Source organism: Rhodococcus sp. KBS0724 (genome assembly GCF_005938745.2).
GTDB lineage: Bacteria > Actinomycetota > Actinomycetes > Mycobacteriales > Mycobacteriaceae > Rhodococcus_F.
In genome coordinates, this window is the sequence record NZ_VCBX02000001.1 from 4,941,519 (window position 1) to 4,967,177 (window position 25,659).

Consider the following 25,659-nt stretch of genomic DNA (forward strand, 5'->3'; position numbering starts at 1 on the left):
ATTTCCCAGAGTAAGAGAGGGTGCTAACTATTGCAAGCACTACTGCTAGCAGTAGGGCGCACGTCACATTCGATGAGCCACTGCTAGCCGAAAATCAGCGTCGACACCGTGTAGATGAACAGACCCGCTATCGCACCGACCACCGTGCCGTTGATGCGGATGAACTGGAGATCGCGACCGACCTGGAGCTCGATTTTCCGACTGGCTTCTTCGGCGTCCCAGCGCTCGACGGTGTCACTGATGACGCCGGTGATCTCGTCGGTGTAGTTCTCCGCGATGTACGTCGTACCCGCCGCCAACCACCCGTCGACCTTGCCTCGCATCGACTCGTCGTCGCGCAGGCGGATGCCCAATCCGACGACGTTCTCGGCAACCTTGGTCCGCAGGGTGCTGTTGGGATCGTCGACCGATTCCATGATCAGCCGCTTCGCGACCTTCCACGTCGCCGATGCGAGTCCGGTAACTTCCTCGCGCCCCATGATCTCGGCCTTGATTCCTTCGGCCTTCTTGATCGTCTCCGGATCGTTCTGCAGATCGTCCGCAAAGTCGATCAGGAAGCGATTGGCCGCAAGCCGCACCTCGTGCTCGGGATTTGCCCGCACTTTCCACGTGAACTCGACCAGTTCCTTGTAGATCTTCTCGCCGAGCATCGCGTCGACGAATTTCGGAGACCACGCCGGCGAATCACGGACGATCACGCGGTCGATGGTCTCCTGACTTCCGAGCGCCCACTGATGGGCGCGTTCGGCCAGCAGTTCGATGATCGGCAGTTGCTTGTTTTCCTTCAGAAGCTCACCGAGCACCCGGCCGATCGGCGGGCCCCACATCGGCTCCGCCAGACGTTTGACGATCGTGTGGTCGATGACCTGCGCGATGTCCTCGTCGCGCAGCACCTCGACCAGGCCGCGCAGGATCGTCGACGTCTCCGCGGCAACACGCGCAGCATTGTCCCGCTCGGCCATCCATGTACCGAGTCGCAGCGGGATCTGCGCTTGCTTCACCTTCGCGGACACGACGTCGGGGGCCAGGAAGTTCTGACCGACAAACGAACTCAAGCTCGCCCCGAGCTGGTCTTTCTTGCGTTTGATGATCGCGGTGTGTGGAATCGGTATCCCCATCGGATGCCGAAACAGTGCCGTGACGGCAAACCAGTCAGCCAACGCGCCGACCATGCCCGCCTCGGACGCTGCCCTCACGTACCCGACCCACTCGCCCGCGCCGCGGGATTCCTGCCATCGACAGAACAGATAGACGACCGTCGCGAAACCGAGGAGACCAGTCGCGAAGAACTTCATCTTGCGGAGGTCCCGACGCTTGGCATCGTCGCCGAAAGCCGAGCCGAAAGCGTTAACGCTCAATTGCTGCACCCTTGCCATTGTGCCGAAAGCTCGCCTCGGGTGCGTCGAAGCTGCAGGTGCGTGCCCACCGTAATTGCCCGGACACTAAGCTGAAACGGAATGAGACCGCTCGGACGTGGATCGCACCACAGATATGAGATACCCCGTGGCTAAGAACGCTGTGCAGGACAACGAGCAGGTAGACGGCCCAGTTGTCGCTGACACGAAGCCCGAGAAGTCCGACGGACGCAAACGGCGCTGGCGCGAGCACAAGATCGCCCGACGCGAAGAGCTTGTCGACGGCACCATCGCAGCGATCCGTGCGCGTGGCCGTGAAATCGGTATGGATGAGATCGCGTCCGAAATCGGTGTCTCCAAGACTGTTCTCTACCGCTACTTCACCGACAAGAGCGACCTGACGACGGCCACGATGATGCGGTATGTCGAGACAATTCTCGCGCCGCGCATCTATCAGGCCATCAGCGACGAACTCGACGATTTCGAGCTGACACACGCCACGATCACCGCGTACGTCGAGACTGTTGCGTCCGACCCGGCGATCTACCTCTACGTCATGGCAAACGGAGCCGGTGCGAGTCGTGACGTCGTGGCCGAGTCGGAGCGCATGATCGCCGAACTCCTGTCAACGGTGCTGGGCAATCGCCTGCGCGAGATGGAAATGGATTCCGGCGGGTCGCTGCCGTGGGCGTATGGAATCGTCGGCGGCATCCAGTTGGCGACGCACTGGTGGATCTCCAACAAGTCGATGTCCGCCGAATCGTTGATCGACTACCTGACGATGATGACGTGGGGCGGCATCACCGGTATCGCCGCCGTCAAGGGTTCACCGGCCAAGTTCAAATCCATGCCGCATCCGCTGATCGCTCCCGAGAACGACTGAGCCTGAAGTTCCCACGCACGCCACCTCCGCTGTGGCACAGTCTCCGGGTATGACAGACGACTCGCTGTGGGAAACACCGGCCGTGACCATCCTCCGATCAGAGCCTGGCTTCGATCTCGAAGGTCTCGACCGCAACAGCACTCCGGGATTCACGGGGAAGAAAGCTGACGGCGAGCGTCTCCTCGAAGAACGCGGCGCCGTGCTGTCGGGCTTGCAGGAATTGTTGTACGCCAACGGTCGCTCGGGTGACTCGCGATCTGTCCTCCTCGTCCTACAAGGAATGGACACCTCGGGCAAGGGTGGAATGGTGCGCCACGTCGTGGGACACGTCGATCCGCAGGGCGTCGATCACGCGTCGTTCGGGGTTCCGACGGACGAGGAAAAGCAGCACCACTACCTGTGGCGGATCAAGAAGCAACTCCCCCGCGGCGGCTATCTCGGAGTGTTCGACCGCTCCCACTACGAGGACGTCCTGGTGGTGCGAGTCCACGATCTTGTGCCGCCGGATGTGTGGGGAGCGCGCTACGACGAGATCAATCAGTTCGAGAAAGAACTCGTCGACGCCGGCACCACCATCGTCAAGGTCGCGATGTTCGTGTCGCTGGACGAGCAGAAGAAGCGTCTCCAGGAGCGACTCGACCGGCCGGAGAAGTACTGGAAGTACAACCCGGGCGACGTGACCGAACGGAAACTGTGGCCCGCCTATCAAGAGGCCTATCAGGCGATGCTCGACAAGACGTCCACCGAGCACGCGCCGTGGTACGTGGTGCCGTGTGATCGCAAGTGGTACAGCCGCATCGCCGTCACCGAGCTGTTGATCGACGCATTCGCAAACCTCGACCTGTCATGGCCACCAGCCGATTTCGACGTCGAGATCGAGAAGGCCCGCCTCGCCGAGTCCTGATACCGGCTCAGAACAGATGGGGTGTTTCCCGATGCACCTTGTGATCGTGGCGAACGGTTCCGGTGTACAACGCGATCATGAGGCCGATGGACACGGCTGCCGCCAACCCGGAAATCAGCGCCCAGCCGCCATTACCTGATCCGGCGGCGACCAGGAATCCGCCCAGACAGACGACAGTGACAAGAACCAGGAAGTACGACGCCCAGGCCGCAAAGAGATTGAGCTTCATGATGGCTCCTCGGGTCGGATCTCTTTCGATTCGACCGTACGCCGCAGACCTATGCGCGACAAGCGGGTTTCTCCGGCTGAACCTGGGGTAGCCGAATTACATGAATATCGGAAACCTTTTCCGCAGAATCGAATCCGCCGACCAACTGGACGGTCCGTCCACAGGTCTTCAGCGAAGAATCCTCGACGCGGCCTCATACTCCCCGGCCACACGCAAAGTCGCGTCCATCCTTCGCGGATCACCAGTCGAGCACCCGCTACATCCTGCGTTGGTGGCCGTCCCCATCGGCGCGTGGACGTCGGCCGTCGTGTTCGATTATGTTGCGCGGGAGCCGAAAACAGTGCGCAACCTGATCCTGCTCGGACTCGTCACAACGCCGCCGGCACTTATCACTGGCTGGCTCGATTGGTCTGAACGCAACACGGTCGCGCGCCGCGTCGGGCTGGTTCACGCCGCGAGCAACGCGGTAGGCATCGATGCCTTCCTGGTGTCGTACTTCTTGCGCAGCAAGGATTCCCCGCCGCCGCTACTTGCGCGGTTGCTCTCACTGGTCGGGTTGAGCGCTATCGGTATCGGCGGCGCAATCGGCGGGCACATCGTGTTCCGGCTGATGGACGATTTCGACACGGAGACTGCGTCAGCGCCGGTCCTCGATCCGGCGCTGAACGTGGTGAATTAGCGGATCTGAAGTTCAGCGCGCGTCGTGACCGTACTGACGAAGCAGGCGGGCAGTTCGATCGGAATCCGCCAGCGGACGATCGTTGGTCCAGGACGCGCGTCGGCGCATCCGGGCGTCAGGGGTACCGACGCTCGCTCCGAATGCTGCGACCGCGTCCGGAGCCGGAACTGCGTCGTCCCCTAGATATCCGAGAACGATCAGATCCTCACCCGATCGGGTTTCCACTGCCAACGCCCAACCACACGTTTCCTCCCACAGCAACGCAACTTCCCGACCGGGGAAGCGTGGCACCTCTCGATCGAGGGCGATGTACGCCTCCATCGGATGCTCGCCCCGGCAGCACCATTGCTCGATTCCTGCGCCGACGCCCTCGGCCACCGACTGGATGTACCGCTGGAATCCGAGCCCCACATTCGCGTCGACAAGTACCTGTTCGGTCATCGATCCACTCCTCACCTTGCGTGCTTGAAATGTGCCCATCCCGGGGCGCAGCGAAACCCGCTTCAGATCCCCGGGGCGAAGCGATGCCGGTTCAGATCACGGACTGCGGGTATCCGAAGACGAAACAGTCAACCGAGAGGTGCCCAGATGACTTATTCGCCCGCCATCGCACCCGGACGAATGCTCAATATCTCCATGGTGTCGGTCAACGCGGACCCACTGGCTCAAGTGGGCAATTCCGTTGCCGGACGCCAGCATCTGCACGTCGACGAACTGTCATCGGCGCTCGTTCGCGCGGGCCATGACGTAACGGTGTACACGCGGCGGCAGAGTGCACACGGTCCCGACCGTGTTCGCGCGCGTGGCGGTTACACCGTCGTGTATGCCGAAGCCGGTCCGCCGCATGCGCTGAGCGACAAGGAACTCCTGCAGCATCTCGGCGAATTCGGTGGTGAACTACGCAATTTGTGGACTCTGGACCGGCCCGACGTAGTGCACGCTCATTTTTGGATGTCGGGTATCGCCACGGAATTGGCAACGCGGATCCTCGGCATTCCGGTTTTGCAAACATTCCATTCGCTCGGTATCACGGAGCGGCGCCATCTCGGCTTGTCCGACGAAAACCCCTCGGAGCGTTCCCATCTGGAGCAGTTGGTCGCCAAAGGTGCGACGCATGTCATCGCGACGAGTTCCGACGAGGTATTCGATCTAGTCCGGCTCGGCTCGCCTCGCTCGCGGACGACCATGGTTCCGTCCGGCGTCGACGTCGACCACTTCACCCCGGAGGGGCCGCGGGCAAAACGAAATGCACCGCACCGATTGTTGTGCGTCGGAAGGTTGGTAGAACAGAAGGGATTCGACGTCGCGGTTGCGGCTCTGGCGTCGCTGCCCGATACGGAATTGATAGTGGCGGGTGGGCCGCCGTCGTCAGGTCTGCCGACCGACGAGGTCGCTACGCAATTGCAGAAACTCGCTGAACGACTAGGCGTCGAGGATCGGGTGAAACTTCTCGGCCGCGTCCCGCATCATGCGCTACCGAAGTTGATGCGGTCGGCCGATGCACTTCTCTGCACGGCCCGCTACGAACCATTCGGCATAGTCGCACTCGAGGCTATGGCCTGTGGAGTTCCCGTTGTCGCAACCCCGGTCGGCGGACTGCGCGACACCGTGGTCGACGGACTGACCGGACACCGCGTTCCAGTCGACAATCCCAAGCAGACCGCGAGGGTTGTGCGGCATTTGCTCGACAACGCCGAGGAAGGCGCTCTGTTCTCCCGCGCGGGCCGGGCCCGGATGTGCGAATCGTATTCGTGGGAACACGTCGCGGGTGAAGTAGTGCGGACCTATGGTCGCTGCGTCACCGCGCCTCCCCGCGTTCGCGCGCACAGAGTCGCTCACCGAAGCGAAGTAGCTCGGTGAGCGACCTGAAACTCCTTACTGTGAATAACTTGAATGCTGTGTGACCTTGAATGCTGTGTGGCTCGGCGCCTTTCAGGCAAGGAAACGTTTGGTTTCGCCCAGACCGACTGCGTGCTCCAACGAGGTGTAGCAGTCGAACATGGATTCCTGGCCGGCAGCTTTGAGGAGACGCTGAACCGGTCGACCACAGATCAAGGCAAGAGCACCGCCGGCATCGCGGGTGAGCGTGGAGAGGATCGACAACGATGACAACCCGCACATACCCATGAATTCGAGATCCGACATGTCGACAACCAGGGTCCGATCCGGCGCAACCTGGGTGGACAGATAATCGCGGAATGCGTTGACGCTCAACAAGTCGATTTCACCGCGAACCGATACCACGACCGTACTGGCACTGACCTTGTGCGCCCGAAATGAGGCGGTGGACGTCGCCGATGGCGGCGGACCGTAGTCGAGCGAACCTCTACCTGCATAAGAGAAGCCTGGTTTCGGCTTCCCAGAAACAGGTGATCCTGGAACAGATGATTTTGGAACAACAGTCATGGTTCTCCCATCCCGCAACGGCATACACTGTGCAAAGAAACGGGGGACATCCATCAGGGGCGCACGCGATATCGGGCCCATTGTTAATGGATTATCCCTCATCGGCTGTGTGCTCAACCTCGGTTGGAACAGTACCCCGAGATGACGGCGGTCACAACCGCAGTTCGAGCGTTCGGTTCGGTCGCGGAGCACAAACTGGTGGTCGAGATTTTGGACCGCGGTGGCGTGAACTGCGACAACCCCTGGTCGGACCGCTACAAGCCTGTGGTTTGAATTGCCACAAACCTTTGGTTTCAACTGCACCGAAAAGTGGTAATCCCCCTGAAGCGTCTGCGCACCGGCGTAGATATTTTCTGTATAGGGGTGTCTGTGATCGTATCGGTCGGTATGGTTCACCGCACCAGCGTCCGGGGCCGGCACCTGGTACGACGATCCGGAGAACTCATGCAACATCTCAGCGCAATCGAACCCGATCAGGATCGCACTCAACCAGTAGTCGAGTTGAGAATCCGGGCAACCCTTGACCAGTTGTCGATATTGCGGGCGCTCGCTGCGACCGTCGCAATTCAAGAGAACTTCGACCTCGACGCCATTGCCGACATCAGGCTGGCCATGGATGAGATCTGTACGCATCTCATCGTGCGAGCTCTCCCCGATTCAGTGCTGGTGTGCCGATTTGTCTGTGCGGCGTCCCAGCTACATATTTCGGTCTCGACCACGACAGCTGCGTCCGACGGCGCCGACCAGCGCTCCTTCGGTTGGCACGTCCTGACGGCTCTCACCGACTCGATTTCCCTCGATCAAGAAGAAGATCCGAATGGTGCCGGGTACATCACGACTATGAAGTTCACCAAAGCTGACGGCAGGCGCCAGTGACATCGTCCGCTCATGGGACATCGTCCGAGCATGGCCCACCGCGGCCGCGTCGTCGGTCTACAGACGAGTATCGAGACGTCATAGCGGTTTTCGAGAAGCTGAGCACCCTCGATCGGTCGGGAACCGAGTACGAACGAGTGCGAGCGGCACTCATCACACGCTGCCTGCCTTTGGCCGAGCACATCGCCCGGCGGTTCGACGGCCGCGGCGAAGCACACGACGATCTTGTTCAGGTCGCACGGCTCGGCCTGGTCAACGCTGTCGACCGGTTCGACGTCAGTCGTGGATCGGACTTCGTATCGTTTGCCGTCCCCACGGTTATGGGCGAAGTACGTCGACACTTCCGAGACACCGGTTGGGCAGTCCGCGTTCCGCGCCGCATGAAGGAACTGCACTTTCAACTCGGCCAGGCGATCAGCGAACTGTCACAGCAGTTGGGGCATGCTCCGACCGTCGACGAACTTGCGGCGACGCTGGGCGTCGAACGCGAAGAAGTCGCCCAAGCGCTCATTGCCGGAAATGCCTATCAGACTGTGTCGGTCGACGGCGCGGCGTCCAATCACACCGACGACCTTCCTCTGGTGGAGACACTGGGTGACTACGACGCAGCCCTCGAGAATGTCGAAAATCACGAGGCACTGCGTCCACTGCTCGAGAAGCTGCCGGACCGCGAGAGGACCGTGTTGATGCTGCGGTTCTTCGGCAATCTCACGCAGACACAGATCGCCGAAAAGGTCGGAGTATCGCAGATGCACGTGTCGAGGTTGCTCGCGAAAACCCTCAGCAGCCTTCGCGAGCAACTCGACTGACGAGCAGCGTTCAGATGGTGGCCGTGTCGATGACAAATCGGTAGCGAACGTTGCTTGCGACCACGCGGTCGTAAGCGGCGTTGATCTCACTGGCGGGGATGAGTTCGATCTCGGCCCCGATGCCGTGTTCGGCGCAGAAGTTCAGCATCTCCTGCGTCTGCGGAATGCCGCCAACCATGCTGCCGGCCAAGCTACGACGGTTTGCGGCGAGGGAGAACGCGCGCACCTCGATCGGCTTCTCGGGCAATCCCAATTCGACCAATGTTCCGTTGAGCGCAAGCAAAGACATGTGCGCATCGATGTCGAGATTGACCGACACGGTGTTGAGGATCAGGTCGAACTGTCCACGCAATGCCTTGAACGTGCCGGGATCCTTGGTGGCGTAGTAGTGATCCGCACCGAAACGCAGACCGTCGTCCTGCTTGCTCAGTGATTGACTCAGGACGGTGACCTCGGCGCCCATCGCTTTGGCGATCTTCACACCGACGTGACCGAGACCACCGAAGCCGATGATCGCAACCTTCGTGCCCGGTCCGGTTTTCCAATGCCGCAGCGGCGAGTACAACGTGATGCCTGCGCACAGAAGTGGCGCCGCGACGTCGAGTTCGATGCCGTCGGGAATCGACAGAACGAAGTGTTCAGTGACGACGATGTGCGTCGAGTACCCACCCTGAGTGCGCTCGCCGTCACGGCCGGTGGCGTTGTACGTACCGGTCACACCCTTGCGGCAGTACTGCTCCTCACCGGCGACGCAGGCGTCGCACTCACCGCACGAGTCGACGAAGCAGCCGACGCCGACGCGGTCGCCGACCTTGTGCTTGGTGACATCGGAACCCACCGCGGCGACTACGCCGGCGATTTCGTGTCCGGGAACGATCGGGTATTTGGCTCCGCCCCACTCGTTTCGGGCGGTGTGGATGTCGGAGTGGCAGATTCCGGAAAACTTGATGTCGATGAGAATGTCGAGTGGACCGAGCTCGCGTCGTTCGATGGTGGTCTTCTCGAGGGGGCCGTCAGCGGACGTCGCGGCATAAGCAGCAGCAGTAACCATGAGTACATGCCTACTCGCGCAAGAAGGGACCTGCAAATTGCAGGTCCCTTCTGTGCCGATTTGTCTAGCTACCGGTATCCTGAGCGTTCTCGGCCCGGCGACGCAGTCGTCTCGCCGCGGCAACCAAGTTGCGCAGTGACGGCTCGAGCTGCCACGGATGGCGAGTCTTGAGCCCGCCGTCCGGGTTCGCCCACAAGCGATCGAGAGAAATCGATTCGCTTGCCTCCGTGAGCAATTCGTCGAGTTCGTCGATATCCGGGATCCTCGCCGAACGGGACTCGTACACACCGGGGCCGACGCCGTGCGTGAGCGCGCCTTCCTTCAGTGCATCGAGCACCCACGTGATGGAGCGGGTCGCGACGATAGCCGTCACATCGGCGTCCAACCGTTCGATGGCGTCGACCACCGACGACCGAGCGGAGTACGTCAGATGTGTGTGGATCTGTGTTTCCGGCTTCGCTCCACCTGTTGCCAGACGGAACGCGTCGACGGCCCACTCCAGGTAGGCCTCCCGGCCGTCCTCACGTAGCGGCAGCAGTTCACGAATTGCCGGTTCGTCCACCTGGATGATGGCGATGCCGGCCGCTTCGAGATCTGCAATTTCGTCCCGAATGACAAGGGCCAGTTGCTCTGCCGTTTCGTAGAGCGGCTGATCCTGACGGACGAAAGAACGGGCGATCATGGTGACAGGTCCGGTGAGCATGCCCTTCACCGGCTTGTCGGTCAGTGACTGCGCGTACGCAATCCACTCGACCGTCATCGGCTTCGGACGTGCGATGTCCCCGTAGAGAATCGGCGGACGCGTACAACGGGATCCGTATGCCTGAACCCAACCGTTGTGCGTGAAGGCATACCCTTCGAGCAGTTCGGCGAAGTACTGGATCATGTCGTTGCGCTCGTGCTCACCGTGCACGAGAACATCGAGTCCGATGTCCTCCTGCAGGCGGATGGTGCGTTCGATCTCTTCCTGGATGCGCTTGTAGTAGTCGTCCCACGCCAACCGGCCTTCACCGAGTTCGTAACGCGCCTGGCGGATTTCGTTGGTCTGCGGGAACGAGCCCAATGTCTGAGCCGGCACCAACGGCAGGTTCAACCGTTCCTGCTGCACCTTGCGACGCTCTTCGTACGGCGCTCGAATACGATCTTCGGGCTTGATGGCGTTGACCCGGGCTCGCACCGCGTGCTTGAGCTTGAAGTGCACCTTCGTCGGACGCTTACGCCACTTGTCCGACGGACCTTCGGTGAGCGCCTTCGCGAGTGTGACGACCTCGCCGACCTTCTGCTTGGCAAAGGCCAGACGATCAGCGACGTCTCCCGGGATGTCGTACTCGGAGAGCACGTCGTACGGCACGTGCAGCAGCGAAGACGACGTGGAGACAACAAGATCCGGGACAACGTCCTTGAGCTCGTTGAGGTACGTCAAGGTGTTGAAACGATCGACTCGCCAGACGTTTCGTCCGTCGACCACACCGGCGTAGATGCGCTTGCGCTTGATGTGGGGAACCGCGGCCAGCTCTTCGGCCGTGATTCGACCGTGCACGAGGTCCAGTCCGAATGCCTCGATCTTGGTGGCAGCCAGAATGTTAAGAGCCTCGCCGAATTTGCCGTACGGTCCCGTGACCAGCAGACGCGGACGCAGCGGTGCCGTCGACAGCTTCTCGTACGCCCGCTTGAGTGCATCGAGTTCTTCGGCCGAGCGATCCTCCGTCACCGAAGGCTCGTCCAGCTGGACGCACGTCGCGCCGGCCTTGGCCAACTGCTCGAACAGCTTCTCGTACACGGGAAGTAGATCGTCGAGTCGGTCGAGCGGTGTGAACTCGGAGTCAACCGCTTCGGTTGCCGGCCCCACCTTGGAGAGCAGAAGCAACGACACCGGTCCCATGATCACGGGACGCAGTTCGATGCCTCGTTCCTTGGCACGCTCGAATTCGTCGAGCAGTGCCTCCGAGTTGAGTGAGAACTCCGTCGCGGCGTCGATCTCGGGCTGACGGTAGTAGTAGTTGGTGCCGAAGAACCTGACCAACTCGAGGGGCGGGAAGTCGGGACGTCCACGCGCCATCGTGAAGTAGAAATCGAGTGGGTCCAAAGCGCTTTCGAGCGGCTTGAAGCGCTCGGGGACGGCGCCGAACAGCAAGGCGTTGTCGAGAACGTGATCGTAGAACGAGAAGGTGTTGCCGGGAACCTGGCTCAATCCCGTTGCAGCCAATTCACTCCAGGTCGATTCCTGAAGTTCCTTGGCGACCGCGAGAAGTGCATCCTTGTCGGAATTGCCGTGCCAGTAGGACTCGAGGGCACGCTTGAGCTCCCGCCGCGGCCCGATGCGCGGGTACCCCAGGACGCTGGAGCCGAATGCTGCAGTGCTGCTGGACATGCGGTCGACCTTTCTAACCGAGGGGCGCAAGCGCCCTGTGCGCCTTCGTGGTAGCCGGAACTACCAACAAAGGCGCACAGGGCCATTGGCCTTAGCTTGCCTGCTTGGCGGAACGACCGTTGTCGGTGTACTCGTAGAACCCTGCGCCGGACTTCTTGCCCGTCAGACCTGCCTCGACCATACGGAGGAGCAGCGGCGGAGCGGAGTACAGCGGCTCCTTGAACTCTTCGTACATGGAGTCGGCGATGGACTTGACGGTGTCGAGTCCGACCAGATCCGTCAGGGCCAGCGGACCCATGGGGTGCGCGAGGCCGAGAACCGTTGCCTTGTCGATGTCTTCCTTCGTAGCGAAGCCGGACTCGACCATGCGGATGGCGGAGAGCAGGTACGGCACCAGGAGTGCGTTGACGACAAAGCCGGAGCGGTCGGCGCTGCGGACAACCTGCTTGCCGAGAATGTCACTGGCAAAAGCCTCGGCGCGCTGGCTCACGGTGGAGCTGGTCTTGAGCGTCGTCACCAATTCGACGAGCGGCAGAACCGGAACCGGGTTGAAGAAGTGCATACCGATGACGCGCTCGGGACGCTTGGTCGAGATGCCGAGCTTCATGATCGGGATCGACGACGTGTTGGACGCGAGAACCGCATCCGGGTCCGTCACGACCGCGTCGAGCTCGGCGAAGATTTCGCTCTTGATCTTCTCGTCTTCGACGACGGCCTCCACGACGAGCTGGCGGTCCGCGAAATCTCCCAGATCGGAGGTGAAACGCAGACGCCATGCGGCCTGCTCACGCTCACGTTCTGTGATCTTTCCGCTGCTCACGCCGCGGTCGAGCGAACGCAGGATGCGTGAACGCCCGGCTGCAGCAAGCTCGCGAGTCTGCTCGAAGACCAGAACATCGACATGTGCGCGGGCGCACACCTCGGCGATTCCGGCACCCATGATTCCGGCGCCGATAACGCCGACGCGCTGAATTTTTTCGCTGGTCACGTCAGCTCCTTGTTTGTCTCGTGGAGTGTGTCTGGTGGAGGTGTTGCATAAGAAGCACTTCGAACCGCGTCGACACTGGTGGCCGACGCAATCGGAACTGCCTTGAAGACGAAAGGTCGTGATAAAAAGCAGGGGAGAGACCCGAAGCCGAGCCTCTCCCCCACCCGATGTCAGTTCTTAGTGGAACTGTCCCTCTTCGGTGGAGCCCTTGAGAGCTGCCGTCGAGGTGTTGGGGTCAACGGTGGTGGCGATGGTGTCGAAGTAGCCGGCGCCAACCTCACGCTGGTGCTTGATGGCGGTGAAGCCGCGCTCTTCGGCAGCCTTGAACTCGCGCTCCTGCAGGTCGACGAATGCCGTCATGCCTTCGCGGGCGTAGCCGTAGGCCAGGTCGAACATGCCGTAGTTGAGCGAGTGGAAGCCAGCGAGCGTGATGAACTGGAACTTGAAGCCCATTGCGCCGAGCTCCTTCTGGAACTTCGCGATGGTCGCGTCGTCCAGGTGCGCCTTCCAGTTGAAGGACGGGGAGCAGTTGTAGGCCAGGAGCTGGTCCGGGAATTCGCTGCGAACGGACTCGGCGAACTTCTTTGCAACCTCGAGGTCCGGCACGCCGGTCTCCATCCAGATGAGGTCTGCGTACGGTGCGTAAGCCTTGGCGCGAGCGATGCAGGGCTCGATGCCGTTCTTGACGCCGTAGAAGCCTTCGGCCGTGCGGGTTCCGTCGAGGAACGGGCGGTCACGCTCGTCCACGTCGGAGGTGATGAGGGTTGCAGCCTCGGCGTCGGTGCGGGCGATGATGACGGACGGAACGTCCGCGACATCGGAAGCCAGACGAGCCGAGGTCAGGGTGCGGATGTGCTGCTGCGTGGGGATGAGCACCTTGCCGCCGAGGTGGCCGCACTTCTTCTCCGAAGCGAGCTGATCCTCCCAGTGGACACCGGCAGCGCCGGCGCCGATCATGGCCTTCTGCAGCTCGTATGCGTTGAGAGCGCCACCGAAGCCGGCTTCGGCGTCGGCAACGATCGGAGCGAGCCAGTTGCTGACGGAGGTGTCACCCTCGGTCTTGGCGATCTCGTCGGCGCGCAGCAGTGCGTTGTTGATGCGACGAACGACGGTCGGCACCGAGTTGGCCGGGTAGAGGCTCTGGTCCGGGTAGGTGTGGCCCGAGAGGTTAGCGTCGCCGGCAACCTGCCAGCCGGAGAGGTAGATGGCCTTGAGGCCGGCGCGAACCTGCTGCACAGCCATGTTGCCGGTAAGTGCACCGAGGGAGTTGATGTAGTCCTCGTTGTTCACGAGATCCCAGAGGATCTCGGATCCGCGACGAGCGAGGGTCTGCTCCTCGACGACGGTGCCCTGGAGCTTGACGACCTGATCGGCCGTGTAGTTACGAGTTACGCCCTTCCAGCGAGGGTTGGTGTCCCAATCCTGCTGAAGCTCTGCTGCGGTCTTCGGGGTGCCGGTGGTCGACATCAAGACTCCATCTCTTTGATCTACTGGTCCGGCCCGTTGTGAGCAGTACGTGAGCGGTACATCCGTACTGCTTCACATCCTTGCCAGGCCCTTTTTGTGTACTCATCGAGAATGGCACATCGAAAAAGTGCCGTCTACCTGTTGCTACTGCCAATCTTCGCTATCTTTTCAACACACTTTGCTAAGCCTGCGAAGATCTAAGGGGGTCCAAACCTCACCAATCGGGCAGGTTTCCTACTGGCCAGTAGCAAGAAACTGCAGGCTGTGAACGAAATGCACACAACCTCCTGCGGCGATGCGAGCACGCCGACGACGAGCAACTTCAGCATCACTTCCAGCAACATTTTCGGGCTCGGAGTGACCGCAATCACGCCGATTTCGTGGATTCGCCGTTCTGGGCGGGATTTTCTGCACACAAGTCGTCTCGATACGCGGGTTCCAGCGCGGTTTCGCAATCTTGTGTGCACACAGGCTCGTCGTTCCGCTGCCGCCGACGCCAACCTCCACTAGCGTGACGCCCATGCCCCTGTACGAGTTTCGCTGCACCGGCTGCGGACCGCTCGAGCGGTCGTTTGCGATGGCCGAGGTCCCCTCGTCAATTGTGTGCCCTCAATGCTCCGGCGATTCCCGACGCGTGATGTCGACGCCGAGATTGAGCCACGCATCCTCTGCCGCGATGGGACTCCTGGACGCCACGGCGCGATCCGCCCATGAGCCGGCAGTAGTGAGCGGTTCACTACCGGGCGCTCGCCGCTCCGCTCCCCCGACTACGTCTAATCCGTTGCACCGCAAGCTACCTCGCCCCTGAAAGTCCCACCCGATGATGAGGAGTTCACATGCCGGAGTTGCTGTTCCCCCTCGATTCCACCAAGAAGTTCACCGAGCAGGCCATCGTCGGCCATAACCGCTGGCACCCGGACATTCCGGCCGCGGTCACAGTGAAGCCGGGGGACTCGTTCCGTGTCCACTGCCGCGAGTGGTTCGACGGCGCCATTCACAACGACGATTCCGCGGACGACATTCTCAACGCGCCACTCACCACCGTGCACACGCTTTCCGGTCCTTTCGCCGTAGAAGGGGCAAAGCCCGGCGACCTCTTGATCGTCGACATTCTCGACATCGGCCCTATCCCCCAAGAAGATTCGGGTCCGTTGGCCGGCCAGGGCTGGGGGTACACCGGCATCTTCCCGCGCAACAACGGCGGAGGATTCCTCACCGAGCAGTTCCCCGACGCATACAAAGCGGTGTGGGATTTCTCGGGGCAAACCGCGACGTCGCGCCATATCCCACACGTATCGTTCACCGGAATAGTGCACCCGGGACTCATGGGCACTGCGCCGTCAGCAGCCCTACTCTCGAAGTGGAACGCCCGCGAAGGCGCACTGATTGCCACTGATCCCAATCGCGTTCCCCCACTGGCACTTCCGCCCGAGCCCCGGGACGCCGTGCTCGGAACACTCACCGGCGACGACTACATCCGAGTTGCCGGCGAAGCTGCCCGCACCGCTCCCCCGCGTGAAAACGGCGGCAACCAGGACATCAAGAACCTGACAAAGGGCAGCCGAATCTTCTACCCCGTATTTGTCGACGGCGCGAACTTGTCCGTCGGAGACCTGCACTTCTCCCAGGGCGACGGTGAGATCACTTTCTGCGGCGCCATCGAGATGGGCGGCTTCATCGATCTGCGCGTCGACATCATCAAAGGCGGCATGGACACCTACGGGGTGTCCGAGAATGCGATCTTCATGCCGGGCAACACAGACCCGCAGTATTCCGAGTGGCTGGCGTTCTCGGGCACATCCGTGACGCTGGACGGTGAGCAGAAGTATCTGGACTCCCACCTCTCCTACCAGCGCGCGTGCCTGCACGCGATCGAGTACCTCACGAAGTTCGGCTACGCCCCGGAGCAGGCGTATCTACTTCTCGGCGCCGCACCGATCGAAGGCCGACTCTCCGGCGTCGTCGATATTCCGAACTCCTGCTCGACGGTGTATCTCCCGACCGCGATCTTCGACTTCCCGCTTGCTCCGTCTGCGAGCGGGCCATTCCAGATCGATCCGGGAATGGGTGCTCCGCGTTCGGAGAACAAAGTTTGATCTACGAAACCTGGATGATTCCGAATCCCGCATTCACCGGAATCTGAGGCCAGCGATCGCTCGCGGGTGGGTAGACGGATGCAGTCACGTCGGCGATCGCGGTCACTGTGCCGCTTTCGGTGACTACCGTGGTCGGTTCGTATCGGCACCATTCGTTCGGTGCAACAGGTCGACTGAAATCCGGCCGGACAGCGCGGAGCACCGTGGCGCCCGCAGCGCCGGTGGTCAGGTTGCGCCAGTTCACCGACACATCGATGCAGTCGAGCGTGGTGACCGAGATCGTCGGCGACGGGTTTGCCGCAAAGGTCACCACGCCGGGTGTGCCCGTTGTTGCCGACGGCGTCACGCTTGCCAGCAGGTAGGGCACCCAGCATCTGAAACCGACCGTGCTGCATGCCGAGACGAACGTTACCGGGACCTGGAAATTCGTGGTCGAGGTCGGCGGGTCTGCCGCCGCGGTGCCGGGGAATTGTGACAGGAAGAAAGCAGCCACAGACGCCGCCAAGGCGACCGACGTACGGAAGACTGGTGGAGCGCCCATAACGTAGACCTCCGGAATCGAATGCGACGGTGCTCACTGGATACGGCACATGACGGTCCTTCAAACCTGACCAGGACTTCGCTAAGTCTGCAAACTCGAAATTGCGAACCGGCAGAACCCCTCGTATCCTGGCTGAATGTCGAAAACCTTTGTCGGTGTCCGGCTCCGCCAACTACGCACCGAGCGTGGGCTGAGCCAAGCGTCGCTCGCAAAGACGCTCGAAATTTCGGCGAGCTACCTCAACCAGATCGAACATGACGTTCGCCCGCTGACCGTCCCCGTCCTGCTGCGGATCAGTGAGGTGTTCGGTGTCGACACCACCTTCTTCTCGTCGCAGGACGACACCCGTCTGATCGCCGAAATGCGCGAGGTGGCTCTCGACCAGGAGATGGGTATCGACGCGGACGCGCATGAGATCGCCGAGATGGTGTCGAGTCATCCGGGGTTGGCAAAGGCGATGGTCAACATGCACCGCCGCTTCCGCAACACCACGGCGCAGTTGGCTGCGGCCACCGAGGATCGCTTTTCGGACGGCAGTGGCAGTGGTTCCATCACGATGCCCCACGAGGAAGTGCGCGACTACTTCTATCAACGGCAGAACTACATCCACGACCTCGATACCGCCGCGGAAGAACTGACGTCACGCCTGCGTTTCCACCGCGGCGACATCGCGGGCGAAATCGCTCGCCGTCTGGAAACGATCCACGACGTGCAGATCGTTCGCCGAATCGACCTCGGCGAGAACATCCTGCATCGGTACGACCCCGAGAACCGGGTCCTCGAAATCTCGTCGCACCTCTCCGGCGGTCAGCAGGTATTCAAGTTCGCCACCGAACTGGCCTACCTCGAACACAACGACCTGCTCGACTCTCTCGTCGCGGAAGGCAACTTCACCAGCGAGGAGTCGGTGTCGCTGGCTCGCCTCGGCCTGGCCAACTACTTCGCCGCGGCTACTGTCCTCCCGTACGGACAGTTTCACGACGTCGCTGAGGATTTCCGCTACGACATCGAGCGCATGTCGGCGTTCTACTCCGCCAGCTACGAAACGATCTGCCATCGGCTGTCGACATTGCAGAGACCGAAACTGCGCGGTGTCCCGTTCATGTTCGTGCGCGTCGATCGCGCGGGAAACATGTCGAAGCGTCAGTCCGCCACCGGCTTTCACTTCTCCACCAGCGGCGGCACCTGCCCGCTGTGGAATGTGTACGAGACCTTCTCCTACCCGGGCAAGATCATGCCGCAGATCGCCCAGATGCCCGACGGCCGACGGTACCTGTGGGTGGCGCGCACAGTCGAGCGTCGGGCCGCGAGGTACGGCCAGCCACAGAAAATCTTTGCCATCGGACTTGGCTGCGAAATCCGCCATGCTCATCGACTCGTCTACGGCGACGGTTTGGACTTGGACGAGTCCAATCCCGGCACACCGATCGGCTCGGGTTGCCGAGTGTGCGAACGCTTGAACTGCCCGCAGCGCGCTTTCCCTCCGTTGGGCAAGGCTTTGGACATCAGCGAGCATCGAAGCTCGATCTCGCCGTATGTAATTCGCTAACCATAAGCATTTCCGCACCATCTCATCGGTACGCTCGAGAGCATGGGGTGGGACTTGTTACTGCTGTTCGCCATAGGGTGTTCGGCTCCACATCAACCGCGATAAGGCTCGGTAGCGCAGAGATGACGGCACCACCAGCCAAGCTGGGTGAGCCCCCGCCTTGCTCTGGTCGGTCCGTAACCCTTGGTCAGTCCCCTCGGTTCAATCAAGAACTACGAATACTCCTGCAAGAAGGCCACGGTGCGGTCGAACGCGATCTGCCCGTCGGGAGTATCCAGATCGAACTGGTACTCGTGCTCGAGCGGCGGTTGGTAGTCATCCGGGTAGAAGAGGGCGTCGACGTCGACGCCCAGCCGAATGAGTTTATCCGCAAACGGTTTCGACTGGCCTGCGGTCAGTTCGTCGGCGTTGCCGCCCGTGATGAAGGTCGGCGGAAAGGCCGACGTGACGGCGTTGATCGTCGACATCTGCCTGATCGCCGGCGAGTTCTCGAAGTCCTTGGTCCCCGTGTATGCCCAAACGGATTCGCGATCTGCCGTCCAACCGAATCTGCCGTCGGAGTTGAGGAATTCGTCCATGTCGTAGACGCCGCAGTCCAGGACTACGCCTCTGACCTGACGCGGCGTAAGGCTGGGCGCGACTCCGACTTCGGCGGCGTAGTGCGGATCGGTGATCATTGCAGCGATCTGGCTGGAGATCTGGCCGCCGGCAGAATCGCCGCCGAGGAAGAGTGCGTTCGGATCGACGTGCAACGGCTCTGCATTGTCGGTGATGTACCGATAGGCGTCGTTCAGTTGATGGAGCACTGTCGGATACGTCGCGTCCGGGCCCAGTGAGTAGTCCAGGGAAATGACCGTGAACCCTTCGCCGGCCAGACTCTTGTAGTAGCCCGAGTAATCTTCCTTGTCGCCGTAGACCCAACTGCCGCCGTGAGTCCAGATCAGTGTGGGCAGAGCCGCTGACGCCGAGCCCGGGAAGTAGGCGTCGAGTAAGGCATCCGGATCGCCGTCGCGGTAGCTCACGTCGGTAAGCGTCTCGATGCCGGGCGGAGCCAACTCGGAGAGCGTCGCAGAAACCGAATCTGCACTCCCTTCCGCCATCCACCGCATTGCCAGGGTTCCGGGCCACGGACTGAAGTACGTCGCCAATCCCCCGACGATCATCAGGGCGAACACCGCGCTCAACAGGCCGAGCGCCCACCGGGGCAATCGACGTGGGGACGACTTGGGCACAGCAACTCCTGGGCGTCGGAAAACATACATCAGGCACAAGGCTAGCGGAGATGCGGTTCCTGGGAATTGCCTGGCAATTACCTACGACCTGATTGCCGGGAATGTCATATTCTCAAGCAGAACAAGGGAATACGATCAGTCGACCCGCGACGAGAGAAAGTCGACGGTGCGCTCGAAGGCCGCCATACCGTCTGCATTGTCGAGGTTGAACTGGTATTCATGCCCGAGCGCCGGCTCGTGATCATCCGGGTAGAACAACGTGTCAACCTTGACGCCGAATCCAGTCAGCTTGTCGGCCAACGGTTTCGACTGACGATCTGTCAGTGGGTCGGCATTGCCGCCACTGATGTAGACGGGCGGGAAATCCGCAGTGACGTGATGGAGCGTCGACATCTGTTCTGCAGCAGCACTATCGATAAAACGGCGATCGCCGGTATATGCCCACAGCGAGCGGTCGACACCCCAGCCGACGATGCCGGGGCCGCCCACCATGTTCGCGACGTCGTAGATTCCGCAGTTCAGCACAACGCCGCGCAGTTGATCCGGATGCAAGGCCGGCGTCACACAAACATGTTTCGCGTACTCGGGATTGGTGATGATCGCTGCCAATTGGCTCGACAACTGAGCACCTGCCGAATCACCGGCCAGAAATATCTTGGACGGATCGACGTGCAATCTCTCGGCGTTCTCGAGGATGTACGCGTGCGCGTCGTTGAGCTGACCGATCGCGGTCGGATACCGATGCTCTGGTCCGATCGAGTAATCCAGCGACACCACGGTGAAACCGCGAGAGGCAAGCAATTCGAAGTACGTAGCGTTGTTGGACTTGTTGCCGGAAATCCACGCCCCACCGTGTGTCCACACCACGGTGGGGAGCGCGGTCTGCGTACCGGCCGGAAAATACACGTCCAGTCGGGCATCGGAATCACGCGCGCGATACTGCTGATCGCGAATGGCGTCGACGCCTCCCGGCGCGTGTTTGCGCAGCGTGTCGGTAACCTTTGCGGCGTCGCGGCCGAAGACCCAGCGCACAACCAGTGCGCCGGGCCTCGGGCTGCGTATCCCCGCGAGGACCGCACCTCCGACGGTGAGTGCCAGTACGGTCCATCGCAATATCCTGAATCGATGTGGCATCGGAGTCCTGACAGCTCGGCACTAGGTCCGAATCAGACTAACCCGACACCGTCGAGGTTGCCGGATTGTCAGGCCGACTCAGCGAGTTTCTCGCGCACGAGTTCCTTGACGGCTCCCTTGGCGACCTTTCCGCCGGCTGCCATCGGCAACTCCGCCAACGTCATCACGTACTCCGGAATGTATTCGCGCGTGACACCCTGCTCACGCATCCACCCGGTAAGTTCCGCCGCGGACAGTACCTCGTTATCCGTGGTCACGACAACGGCGCACACCTTTTCGCCGAAGAGTGCGTCGTCGACGCCCACTGCGGCAACCAAATCCACCAGCGGGTGCGCGCGGACATATTCCTCGACTTCGACGGCGGAGATGTTCTTGCCGCCCCGAATGATGATGTCGGCCTTACGGCCCACCACACGAACGCGACCGTCCTCGTCGATTTCGACGATGTCGCCGAGCAGCATCCAGCCGTCTCCGGTGTACAACTCGTTGTTGGCCTCGACGTCGCCCCAGTAGCCCTGACACATCAACGGTCCGTTGACCGCCGGTTGGCCGCGGCGCATAGCCCCGACCACTTCTGTTGCCGTGTCGTCGAATACCCGAACCTGCATCCGGTCGATGACGTGTCCGCAGGTACGCAGCCGGGTATCGGAGTCGTCGTCGACAGTAGTGACGGAGACGGCCCCGGTCTCGTTGGAACCGTAGAACTGCAGCACGGCGGCTCCGGTCCGCTCCTCGAATGCCAGGGCCTCCGAATACGGAACCGCTTCTCCCCCGGTGAACATGACGCGCAACGAATCGAGATTGGCGTCGGCTGCGGCATCGGATCGCAACAGCATCTTGAATTGTGTACTCACACAGTTCAACACCGTGACGCTCTCACGCTCGATGAGATCGATCATCACCGCGACGTCGAAACGCTCCATGACCACGTTGGGGGCACCCAGCAGTGCGGGCAGGAAGTGCGACGTCCAGAGGCCGAAACCGAAGGGAGCCGGAACGGCGCCGAGGAAGACTTCGTCGGGTCCGACATCGGCTGCCTCTGCGCCGATCTCGGAGAATGCAACCCACCGATCTTCCGTCTGGGTCACCAACTTCGGGAGGCCGGTCGTGCCGGAGGTCGAGTTCAGCATGGACACGGCGGCAGTCGAGAAGGTCGGGCTTGTCGCTGCGAATGCCCGCGCCGGCACGGGAAGAGAAACAACACCGCCCGTCGCGGCAGCTCGTTCGAAGCTCACTGCTCCGGTGTCGTCGGCAAATACCACGTCCAGAGCGGGATGCGCCTGCCGCAGTTGTGAGATCAACTCCGTGGTGTCGACCCCGCGCAGAGTTCGAGCCGTCACCAGCACTGTGGCGTCGGAACGTTCGATCAGATGTGAGATCTCGCGGAGCCCGGATCGCGATCCGATTCCCACGGCCACCCGGCCGGTGCGGTACGCGGCGCACAGCGCGGCGTGGAACACCATGGTGTCCGGAAGCAGCACCGCTACATGCCCGTATCCCTCGCTGGAGAGTTCGAGTGCCGATGCGATGGCGTCGGCGGCCGCGTCGTACTGCGCCCACGAAATTCGCGACGTCGGAGTGATGAACGCTGTGCGGTCCGGGATGGTCTCCGACCAGTGCCGGACTATTTCACTGATACTGACGCCGGAAAATCGATCCGGATCGAGGGCAAACTCGCCGATTGCCACGTCCAACGTTGTGACTTCCTGCATGATCGTCGTTCATCTCCCCTCGGCGCTGTGCACGCCCATCGATAGTTTGTATGCAGCGTCGAGCGAAGCGGCGGAATCGCATTCGCGCACAATCTCGCCGCGTTGCATTACGTACCCACGGTCCACGACCGCCTTCAATGCAGACAAAGCCGGCTCGGACACGATTACCGTAACCCCTTCCTCTGCCAGTTGTCCTACAAGCGTGCGTAATTCAGCCACGATCTTGGGCGCCAGACCCGTCATCATCTCGTCGAGAAGCAGCAACGACGGTTTTGCCAGCAGCGCCCGGCCCAGAACCAGCATCTGTTGCTCACCACCGCTGAGTACCCCGGCATAACTTTCGGCGCGCTCTTTCAGAATCGGAAAGCGTGCAAATGCTGAATCCACCGCATCGGCTGTGAGGCCCAGGAGGTCGGCGCCTACCCGGAGATTTTCGCGAACCGACATACGCATGAACAACTGCCGCCCTTGCGGAACATACGCAAAACCGCTGCGTGCGCGCTGCAACGCCGACATCTTCTCGACACTGCGACCGTCGACGGTGATCCGGCCGGACGCCGGCACAGAACCGTAGATCGCGCCCATCAGCGAAGTCTTGCCAGCACCGTTGGGTCCGACCAGGGCGGTGACCTGACCGGGCGGCGCGACAAAGCTGACGTCGCGCACCGCGATCGCCGATCCGTAACGGACAGTGACCTTATCGACCTCGAGCATTGCTCACACCCTCTTCGTCGTCGGAGCCGAAATAGACCTCACGCATCGCGTCGCTGGACAGGCATTCCTGCGGCGGCCCGTAGAAGGCGACTCCGCCGAAGTTCAGCAGAACCACCGTTGTCGCGAGTTCTGCGATGAGGTCGACGTTGTGATCGACGAGAACAACACCCTTGCCCTGTGCGGCAATGGAACGGACTGCGCCGGAGATGGCGTCGATGCCGTCGTGATCCGCGCCGGCAAACGGTTCGTCCAGGAGCAGCACTTCCGGTCCGGTTGCCATCGCACGTGCAACCTCGACCAACCGCTGAGCACCCAGACTCAGATCGCCACACGCGCTTTCGGTGTCGGTGATCGAATACTCCCGCGCCAGCGCTGAAGCCTGATCCGAGGCCTTGTCCCAGTTCTCGAACGGCCCCTTGATCGCCCACCACAGCGAGTGCAGCGGCGAGGTGATCCGGTGTCCGTAGAGTCCCGGGATGATGTTGTCGACGGCATTGAGTTCGAGCGCCAGTTGCGGGTGCTGGAAGGTCCGTGAGAGCCCGTGCCTGGCACGACGTTCCGAAGGGCCGCTCAGCGTCTTACCGGCCAGGCTCACCGTTCCGGAATCGGCTTGCTGGGTACCGAAGATGCAGTCGACGAGTGTTGTCTTGCCCGCGCCGTTTGGTCCGACCAGACCGATGACTTCACCGGGGCCGACGCTGAACGACACGTCGTCGACCGCCCGCACACCGCCGTAGGACTTGTGGAGGCCACGAACCTCGAGTAACGGATCGGTCATCGGGAATCACGCTCCTGGTAGGTAGCAGTCAGCCGGTTGATCAACGCACGAGTCCAGCCGATCACGCCGCCCGGGGCGACGATCAGAATGACCAGAACCGCACCGGCAAGCAGGAGTTCGCCACTGCCCTGATATCCGGGCATGTTGAGTGTCACGATCACCACGATGAGCGCACCGAGCGGCGCACCCCATGCGGAGCCGCGGCCACCGATGATCGGCATGAAGATAGCGAGGAAAACGATGCTGAGCGTGAAGGTTTCCGGCGTCACCGCTTGAACCGAGACGGTGAAGAGAGATCCACCGGTCGACGCGATCGCGGCGCCGATCGCCAGTGCCACGACTGTCAGGTGCATCGGGTTGACGCCTGAGGACCTGGCGACGTTCCGATTGTCCCGCGAAGCCTGCAACATCAGGCCCCACACGGACTTCCGCAGTCGATCGACCGCAATGGCGATGACGCAGACGAACAGAATCGCGAACACGACCAACGCGTATCGCGGCGGTTCCCAACCGAACATCGTGAGAGCCTGAACTCCGGAGATGCCGGCCGAACCGCCGGTGAAGCTGGGTCCGTCGATGAGCCAGTGCTCGAAGGCAATTCCGAACAGCAGAGTCACAGCCGCGAGGTAGAAACCCGAAAGTTTCTGCGTGGCAAGACTGAGGAGCACCGCTACGCACGCTGCAACCAACGCGCCGATCAGCCAGCCCCACCACATCGACATCCCGGTCTTCACAGACATCAAGGCAACCGCGTAGGCACCGATCGCCGCATAGGCGCTGTAGGCCATCGACAGGGAACCTGCCAGGACGAAGGGAACATACATTCCCAGCGCAATCAGTGAGTAGGTGGCGGCAAGGAAGATGAGGTCCTGTCGGTACAGGCTGGGCCCCATCCACAGGAGAACTACGGCAACAACAGTCACCGTTATCAGGGCTTCGCGCGACACGTTGCCCAGCCGCGCTCGCGACCTGATCGCGCGAGGTGTGGTTATCGCACCCATCAGACGCGCACCTTTCTCGAGAGCAGACCTTCCGGGCGGAAGGCGAAGAAGACCAGTGCGATCAGGAGGATCGCGGTCTGAGCGGCGCTGGCACCGAAGTAGTACGGCGCGAACACCTGGACGATGCCCAGCAACATTCCGCCGATCAGCGGCGCCCAGCTACGTCCGGTACCACCGATGACCAGCGCGATGAAAGCGGTAAGCGTCCAGGACAATCCGCTGGTGAACTGCACACCGGCCTTGGGGGCGAACAACAGTCCCGCGATCGCGGCAATGACGCCCGCCAGTGTGAAGGCGATCAGTCGAACCCGGTCCACCGGCAAGCCGAGTACCCGTGCCGCGTCGGGGTTGTCGCCCACGGCCCGTAGCAACCGGCCGGCAGTGGACGTGTTCAGCCACAGTCCGATTCCGATGAACACCAGCGCAGTACCCACGATCAGAACCACGGTCGCGCTGTCGACGGTGGCGCCGGCAACGGTGATCGGATCGAAGTCGAAGATCTTCTGTCCCGGCAGCGGTGTACGCCCGAACACGGTTCCCGCCAGTTGCTGAATACCGAAGAGCACCGCAGTCACGGCCACCAAAGCCGGTAGCTCACCACGTCCCGAGCGCTTCTGAACCTGCTTCACCACCAGCTTTTCGGTCAATACCGAAAGCACCACTGCAACAGCAATTCCCAGCGGCATTGCCAGCCACAGAGCCAGTCCGTGGTTGACCGCGATCCAGCTGCTCGCCATAGCCGCTGCCATGGCGTACGGACCCATGGCGAAGTTGAAGAAATCCGCGCCGACCACCACGAGGTACATCCCCAAGGCGATCAACGAGAAGAAAGCACCGATCTCGATGGCTGCAAGCCAGAGTTGTGCGTCTGTCATGTCAAAGCT

At 61.6% G+C, this 25,659-nt stretch carries 26 protein-coding genes; 10 read left to right on the forward strand and 16 right to left on the reverse strand.

Annotated elements, in window-relative coordinates; translation table 11 throughout:
• Positions 1–83: 83 nt before the first annotated feature.
• Positions 84–1,376, reverse strand: a complete 1,293-nt coding sequence (locus tag FFI94_RS22780) for a DUF445 domain-containing protein (protein ID WP_138869807.1) — start codon at positions 1,374–1,376, stop codon at positions 84–86.
• Positions 1,377–1,503: 127 nt separating this feature from the next.
• On the opposite strand from FFI94_RS22780, the gene FFI94_RS22785 reads away from it, so the two are divergent.
• Together FFI94_RS22785 and FFI94_RS22790 are read left to right on the forward strand one after the other, a co-directional pair.
• Complete coding sequence (locus tag FFI94_RS22785; protein WP_033235533.1) at positions 1,504–2,238, forward strand: TetR/AcrR family transcriptional regulator; 735 nt, start codon at positions 1,504–1,506, stop codon at positions 2,236–2,238.
• A gap of 49 nt (positions 2,239–2,287) precedes the next feature.
• Entirely contained in the window at positions 2,288–3,142 is an 855-nt protein-coding gene (locus FFI94_RS22790) for a polyphosphate kinase 2 family protein (protein ID WP_138869808.1), read from the forward strand.
• A 7-nt stretch (positions 3,143–3,149) separates the two neighbouring features.
• Here FFI94_RS22790 and FFI94_RS22795 read toward each other — a convergent pair whose 3' ends face one another.
• Positions 3,150–3,371 (reverse strand): hypothetical protein, encoded by a 222-nt coding sequence (locus tag FFI94_RS22795; RefSeq protein WP_185993290.1) that lies wholly within the window; start codon positions 3,369–3,371, stop codon positions 3,150–3,152.
• A 100-nt stretch (positions 3,372–3,471) separates the two neighbouring features.
• Here FFI94_RS22795 and FFI94_RS22800 point away from each other — a divergent pair, with 100 nt between their 5' ends.
• On the forward strand, positions 3,472–4,050 hold the full coding sequence (locus FFI94_RS22800) for a DUF2231 domain-containing protein (protein WP_138869809.1): 579 nt from the start codon (positions 3,472–3,474) through the stop codon (positions 4,048–4,050).
• 12 nt (positions 4,051–4,062) lie between these two features.
• On the opposite strand, the gene FFI94_RS22805 is transcribed toward FFI94_RS22800, so the two are convergent.
• On the reverse strand, positions 4,063–4,491 hold the full coding sequence (locus tag FFI94_RS22805; RefSeq protein WP_138869810.1) for a DUF6292 family protein: 429 nt from the start codon (positions 4,489–4,491) through the stop codon (positions 4,063–4,065).
• Positions 4,492–4,638: 147 nt separating this feature from the next.
• On the opposite strand from FFI94_RS22805, the gene FFI94_RS22810 reads away from it, so the two are divergent.
• On the forward strand, positions 4,639–5,910 hold the full coding sequence (locus FFI94_RS22810) for a glycosyltransferase (protein ID WP_138869811.1): 1,272 nt from the start codon (positions 4,639–4,641) through the stop codon (positions 5,908–5,910).
• Between the two features lie 72 nt (positions 5,911–5,982).
• Here FFI94_RS22810 and FFI94_RS34785 read toward each other — a convergent pair whose 3' ends face one another.
• Positions 5,983–6,558, reverse strand: coding sequence for an STAS domain-containing protein (locus FFI94_RS34785; protein WP_397495579.1), 576 nt, complete (start codon positions 6,556–6,558; stop codon positions 5,983–5,985).
• A gap of 39 nt (positions 6,559–6,597) precedes the next feature.
• On the opposite strand from FFI94_RS34785, the gene FFI94_RS34340 reads away from it, so the two are divergent.
• From FFI94_RS34340 to FFI94_RS22825, 3 genes are all read left to right on the forward strand, one after another.
• Positions 6,598–6,729, forward strand: coding sequence for a hypothetical protein (locus FFI94_RS34340; protein WP_260684242.1), 132 nt, complete (start codon positions 6,598–6,600; stop codon positions 6,727–6,729).
• Between the two features lie 171 nt (positions 6,730–6,900).
• Positions 6,901–7,332 (forward strand): ATP-binding protein, encoded by a 432-nt coding sequence (locus FFI94_RS22820; protein WP_138873348.1) that lies wholly within the window; start codon positions 6,901–6,903, stop codon positions 7,330–7,332.
• Complete coding sequence (locus FFI94_RS22825) at positions 7,329–8,141, forward strand: SigB/SigF/SigG family RNA polymerase sigma factor (protein WP_138869812.1); 813 nt, start codon at positions 7,329–7,331, stop codon at positions 8,139–8,141. Before FFI94_RS22820 ends, FFI94_RS22825 begins: the two co-directional genes overlap by 4 nt.
• A 10-nt stretch (positions 8,142–8,151) precedes the next feature.
• Here the strand turns inward: FFI94_RS22825 and FFI94_RS22830 are convergent, their stop codons facing one another.
• The 4 genes from FFI94_RS22830 to aceA all read right to left on the reverse strand — a co-directional run bounded on the left by FFI94_RS22830 (position 8,152) and on the right by aceA (position 14,018).
• The gene (locus tag FFI94_RS22830) at positions 8,152–9,192 is read right to left on the reverse strand and encodes an NAD(P)-dependent alcohol dehydrogenase (protein ID WP_138869813.1); all 1,041 of its coding nucleotides are present in this window, start codon (positions 9,190–9,192) and stop codon (positions 8,152–8,154) included.
• A 64-nt stretch (positions 9,193–9,256) separates the two neighbouring features.
• Complete coding sequence (gene metE / locus FFI94_RS22835) at positions 9,257–11,563, reverse strand: 5-methyltetrahydropteroyltriglutamate--homocysteine S-methyltransferase (protein ID WP_138869814.1); 2,307 nt, start codon at positions 11,561–11,563, stop codon at positions 9,257–9,259.
• A gap of 91 nt (positions 11,564–11,654) precedes the next feature.
• The gene (locus tag FFI94_RS22840; protein ID WP_138869815.1) at positions 11,655–12,551 is read right to left on the reverse strand and encodes a 3-hydroxybutyryl-CoA dehydrogenase; all 897 of its coding nucleotides are present in this window, start codon (positions 12,549–12,551) and stop codon (positions 11,655–11,657) included.
• A 177-nt stretch (positions 12,552–12,728) separates the two neighbouring features.
• Entirely contained in the window at positions 12,729–14,018 is a 1,290-nt protein-coding gene (gene aceA / locus FFI94_RS22845) for an isocitrate lyase (protein ID WP_003941533.1), read from the reverse strand.
• A 520-nt stretch (positions 14,019–14,538) separates the two neighbouring features.
• On the opposite strand from aceA, the gene FFI94_RS22850 reads away from it, so the two are divergent.
• Positions 14,539–14,826: an FmdB family zinc ribbon protein gene (locus FFI94_RS22850; protein WP_138869816.1), complete on the forward strand. Its 288-nt coding sequence runs from the start codon at positions 14,539–14,541 to the stop codon at positions 14,824–14,826.
• 28 nt (positions 14,827–14,854) lie between these two features.
• Positions 14,855–16,114: a formamidase gene (fmdA, locus tag FFI94_RS22855; protein WP_138869817.1), complete on the forward strand. Its 1,260-nt coding sequence runs from the start codon at positions 14,855–14,857 to the stop codon at positions 16,112–16,114.
• Between the two features lies 1 nt (position 16,115).
• On the opposite strand, the gene FFI94_RS22860 is transcribed toward fmdA, so the two are convergent.
• Positions 16,116–16,655 carry a hypothetical protein gene (locus tag FFI94_RS22860; RefSeq protein ID WP_260684244.1) on the reverse strand — a complete coding sequence of 180 codons (540 nt, stop codon included), beginning with the start codon at positions 16,653–16,655 and terminating at the stop codon, positions 16,116–16,118.
• Positions 16,656–16,791: 136 nt separating this feature from the next.
• Here FFI94_RS22860 and ramB point away from each other — a divergent pair, with 136 nt between their 5' ends.
• The gene (ramB, locus tag FFI94_RS22865) at positions 16,792–18,204 is read left to right on the forward strand and encodes an acetate metabolism transcriptional regulator RamB (protein WP_138869818.1); all 1,413 of its coding nucleotides are present in this window, start codon (positions 16,792–16,794) and stop codon (positions 18,202–18,204) included.
• Between the two features lie 212 nt (positions 18,205–18,416).
• On the opposite strand, the gene FFI94_RS22870 is transcribed toward ramB, so the two are convergent.
• From FFI94_RS22870 to FFI94_RS22900, 7 genes are all read right to left on the reverse strand, one after another.
• A complete protein-coding gene (locus FFI94_RS22870) occupies positions 18,417–19,436 on the reverse strand; it encodes an alpha/beta hydrolase (protein ID WP_138869819.1) in 1,020 nt (339 codons plus the stop codon).
• A 135-nt stretch (positions 19,437–19,571) separates the two neighbouring features.
• Positions 19,572–20,570, reverse strand: coding sequence for an alpha/beta hydrolase (locus FFI94_RS22875; protein ID WP_138869820.1), 999 nt, complete (start codon positions 20,568–20,570; stop codon positions 19,572–19,574).
• Positions 20,571–20,638: 68 nt separating this feature from the next.
• The gene (locus tag FFI94_RS22880; RefSeq protein WP_138869821.1) at positions 20,639–22,282 is read right to left on the reverse strand and encodes a class I adenylate-forming enzyme family protein; all 1,644 of its coding nucleotides are present in this window, start codon (positions 22,280–22,282) and stop codon (positions 20,639–20,641) included.
• Between the two features lie 9 nt (positions 22,283–22,291).
• Positions 22,292–22,996 (reverse strand): ABC transporter ATP-binding protein, encoded by a 705-nt coding sequence (locus FFI94_RS22885; protein WP_138869822.1) that lies wholly within the window; start codon positions 22,994–22,996, stop codon positions 22,292–22,294.
• Positions 22,980–23,774: an ABC transporter ATP-binding protein gene (locus FFI94_RS22890; RefSeq protein WP_138869823.1), complete on the reverse strand. Its 795-nt coding sequence runs from the start codon at positions 23,772–23,774 to the stop codon at positions 22,980–22,982. Before FFI94_RS22890 ends, FFI94_RS22885 begins: the two co-directional genes overlap by 17 nt.
• Complete coding sequence (locus tag FFI94_RS22895) at positions 23,771–24,775, reverse strand: branched-chain amino acid ABC transporter permease (RefSeq protein ID WP_138869824.1); 1,005 nt, start codon at positions 24,773–24,775, stop codon at positions 23,771–23,773. The genes FFI94_RS22890 and FFI94_RS22895 overlap by 4 nt, the downstream gene beginning before the upstream one ends.
• Positions 24,775–25,650, reverse strand: coding sequence for a branched-chain amino acid ABC transporter permease (locus FFI94_RS22900; protein WP_138869825.1), 876 nt, complete (start codon positions 25,648–25,650; stop codon positions 24,775–24,777). The genes FFI94_RS22895 and FFI94_RS22900 overlap by 1 nt, the downstream gene beginning before the upstream one ends.
• Positions 25,651–25,659: the final 9 nt, after the last annotated feature.

What these genes read in the sequence shown, in the direction of transcription:
- FFI94_RS22780 (WP_138869807.1), bottom strand. Translation starts at nt 1,376, where the DNA reads ATGGCAAGGGTGCAGCAATTGAGCGTTAACGCTTTCGGCTCGGCTTTC.
- FFI94_RS22790 (WP_138869808.1), top strand. Translation starts at nt 2,288, where the DNA reads ATGACAGACGACTCGCTGTGGGAAACACCGGCCGTGACCATCCTCCGA.
- FFI94_RS22795 (WP_185993290.1), bottom strand. Translation starts at nt 3,371, where the DNA reads ATGAAGCTCAATCTCTTTGCGGCCTGGGCGTCGTACTTCCTGGTTCTT.
- FFI94_RS22800 (WP_138869809.1), top strand. Translation starts at nt 3,472, where the DNA reads ATGAATATCGGAAACCTTTTCCGCAGAATCGAATCCGCCGACCAACTG.
- FFI94_RS22805 (WP_138869810.1), bottom strand. Translation starts at nt 4,491, where the DNA reads ATGACCGAACAGGTACTTGTCGACGCGAATGTGGGGCTCGGATTCCAG.
- FFI94_RS22810 (WP_138869811.1), top strand. Translation starts at nt 4,639, where the DNA reads ATGACTTATTCGCCCGCCATCGCACCCGGACGAATGCTCAATATCTCC.
- FFI94_RS34785 (WP_397495579.1), bottom strand. Translation starts at nt 6,558, where the DNA reads ATGAGGGATAATCCATTAACAATGGGCCCGATATCGCGTGCGCCCCTG.
- FFI94_RS34340 (WP_260684242.1), top strand. Translation starts at nt 6,598, where the DNA reads ATGACGGCGGTCACAACCGCAGTTCGAGCGTTCGGTTCGGTCGCGGAG.
- FFI94_RS22820 (WP_138873348.1), top strand. Translation starts at nt 6,901, where the DNA reads ATGCAACATCTCAGCGCAATCGAACCCGATCAGGATCGCACTCAACCA.
- FFI94_RS22830 (WP_138869813.1), bottom strand. Translation starts at nt 9,192, where the DNA reads ATGGTTACTGCTGCTGCTTATGCCGCGACGTCCGCTGACGGCCCCCTC.
- metE (WP_138869814.1), bottom strand. Translation starts at nt 11,563, where the DNA reads ATGTCCAGCAGCACTGCAGCATTCGGCTCCAGCGTCCTGGGGTACCCG.
- aceA (WP_003941533.1), bottom strand. Translation starts at nt 14,018, where the DNA reads ATGTCGACCACCGGCACCCCGAAGACCGCAGCAGAGCTTCAGCAGGAT.
- FFI94_RS22850 (WP_138869816.1), top strand. Translation starts at nt 14,539, where the DNA reads ATGCCCCTGTACGAGTTTCGCTGCACCGGCTGCGGACCGCTCGAGCGG.
- fmdA (WP_138869817.1), top strand. Translation starts at nt 14,855, where the DNA reads ATGCCGGAGTTGCTGTTCCCCCTCGATTCCACCAAGAAGTTCACCGAG.
- FFI94_RS22860 (WP_260684244.1), bottom strand. Translation starts at nt 16,655, where the DNA reads ATGGGCGCTCCACCAGTCTTCCGTACGTCGGTCGCCTTGGCGGCGTCT.
- ramB (WP_138869818.1), top strand. Translation starts at nt 16,792, where the DNA reads ATGTCGAAAACCTTTGTCGGTGTCCGGCTCCGCCAACTACGCACCGAG.
- FFI94_RS22875 (WP_138869820.1), bottom strand. Translation starts at nt 20,570, where the DNA reads ATGCCACATCGATTCAGGATATTGCGATGGACCGTACTGGCACTCACC.
- FFI94_RS22880 (WP_138869821.1), bottom strand. Translation starts at nt 22,282, where the DNA reads ATGCAGGAAGTCACAACGTTGGACGTGGCAATCGGCGAGTTTGCCCTC.
- FFI94_RS22885 (WP_138869822.1), bottom strand. Translation starts at nt 22,996, where the DNA reads ATGCTCGAGGTCGATAAGGTCACTGTCCGTTACGGATCGGCGATCGCG.
- FFI94_RS22890 (WP_138869823.1), bottom strand. Translation starts at nt 23,774, where the DNA reads ATGACCGATCCGTTACTCGAGGTTCGTGGCCTCCACAAGTCCTACGGC.
- FFI94_RS22895 (WP_138869824.1), bottom strand. Translation starts at nt 24,775, where the DNA reads ATGGGTGCGATAACCACACCTCGCGCGATCAGGTCGCGAGCGCGGCTG.
- FFI94_RS22900 (WP_138869825.1), bottom strand. Translation starts at nt 25,650, where the DNA reads ATGACAGACGCACAACTCTGGCTTGCAGCCATCGAGATCGGTGCTTTC.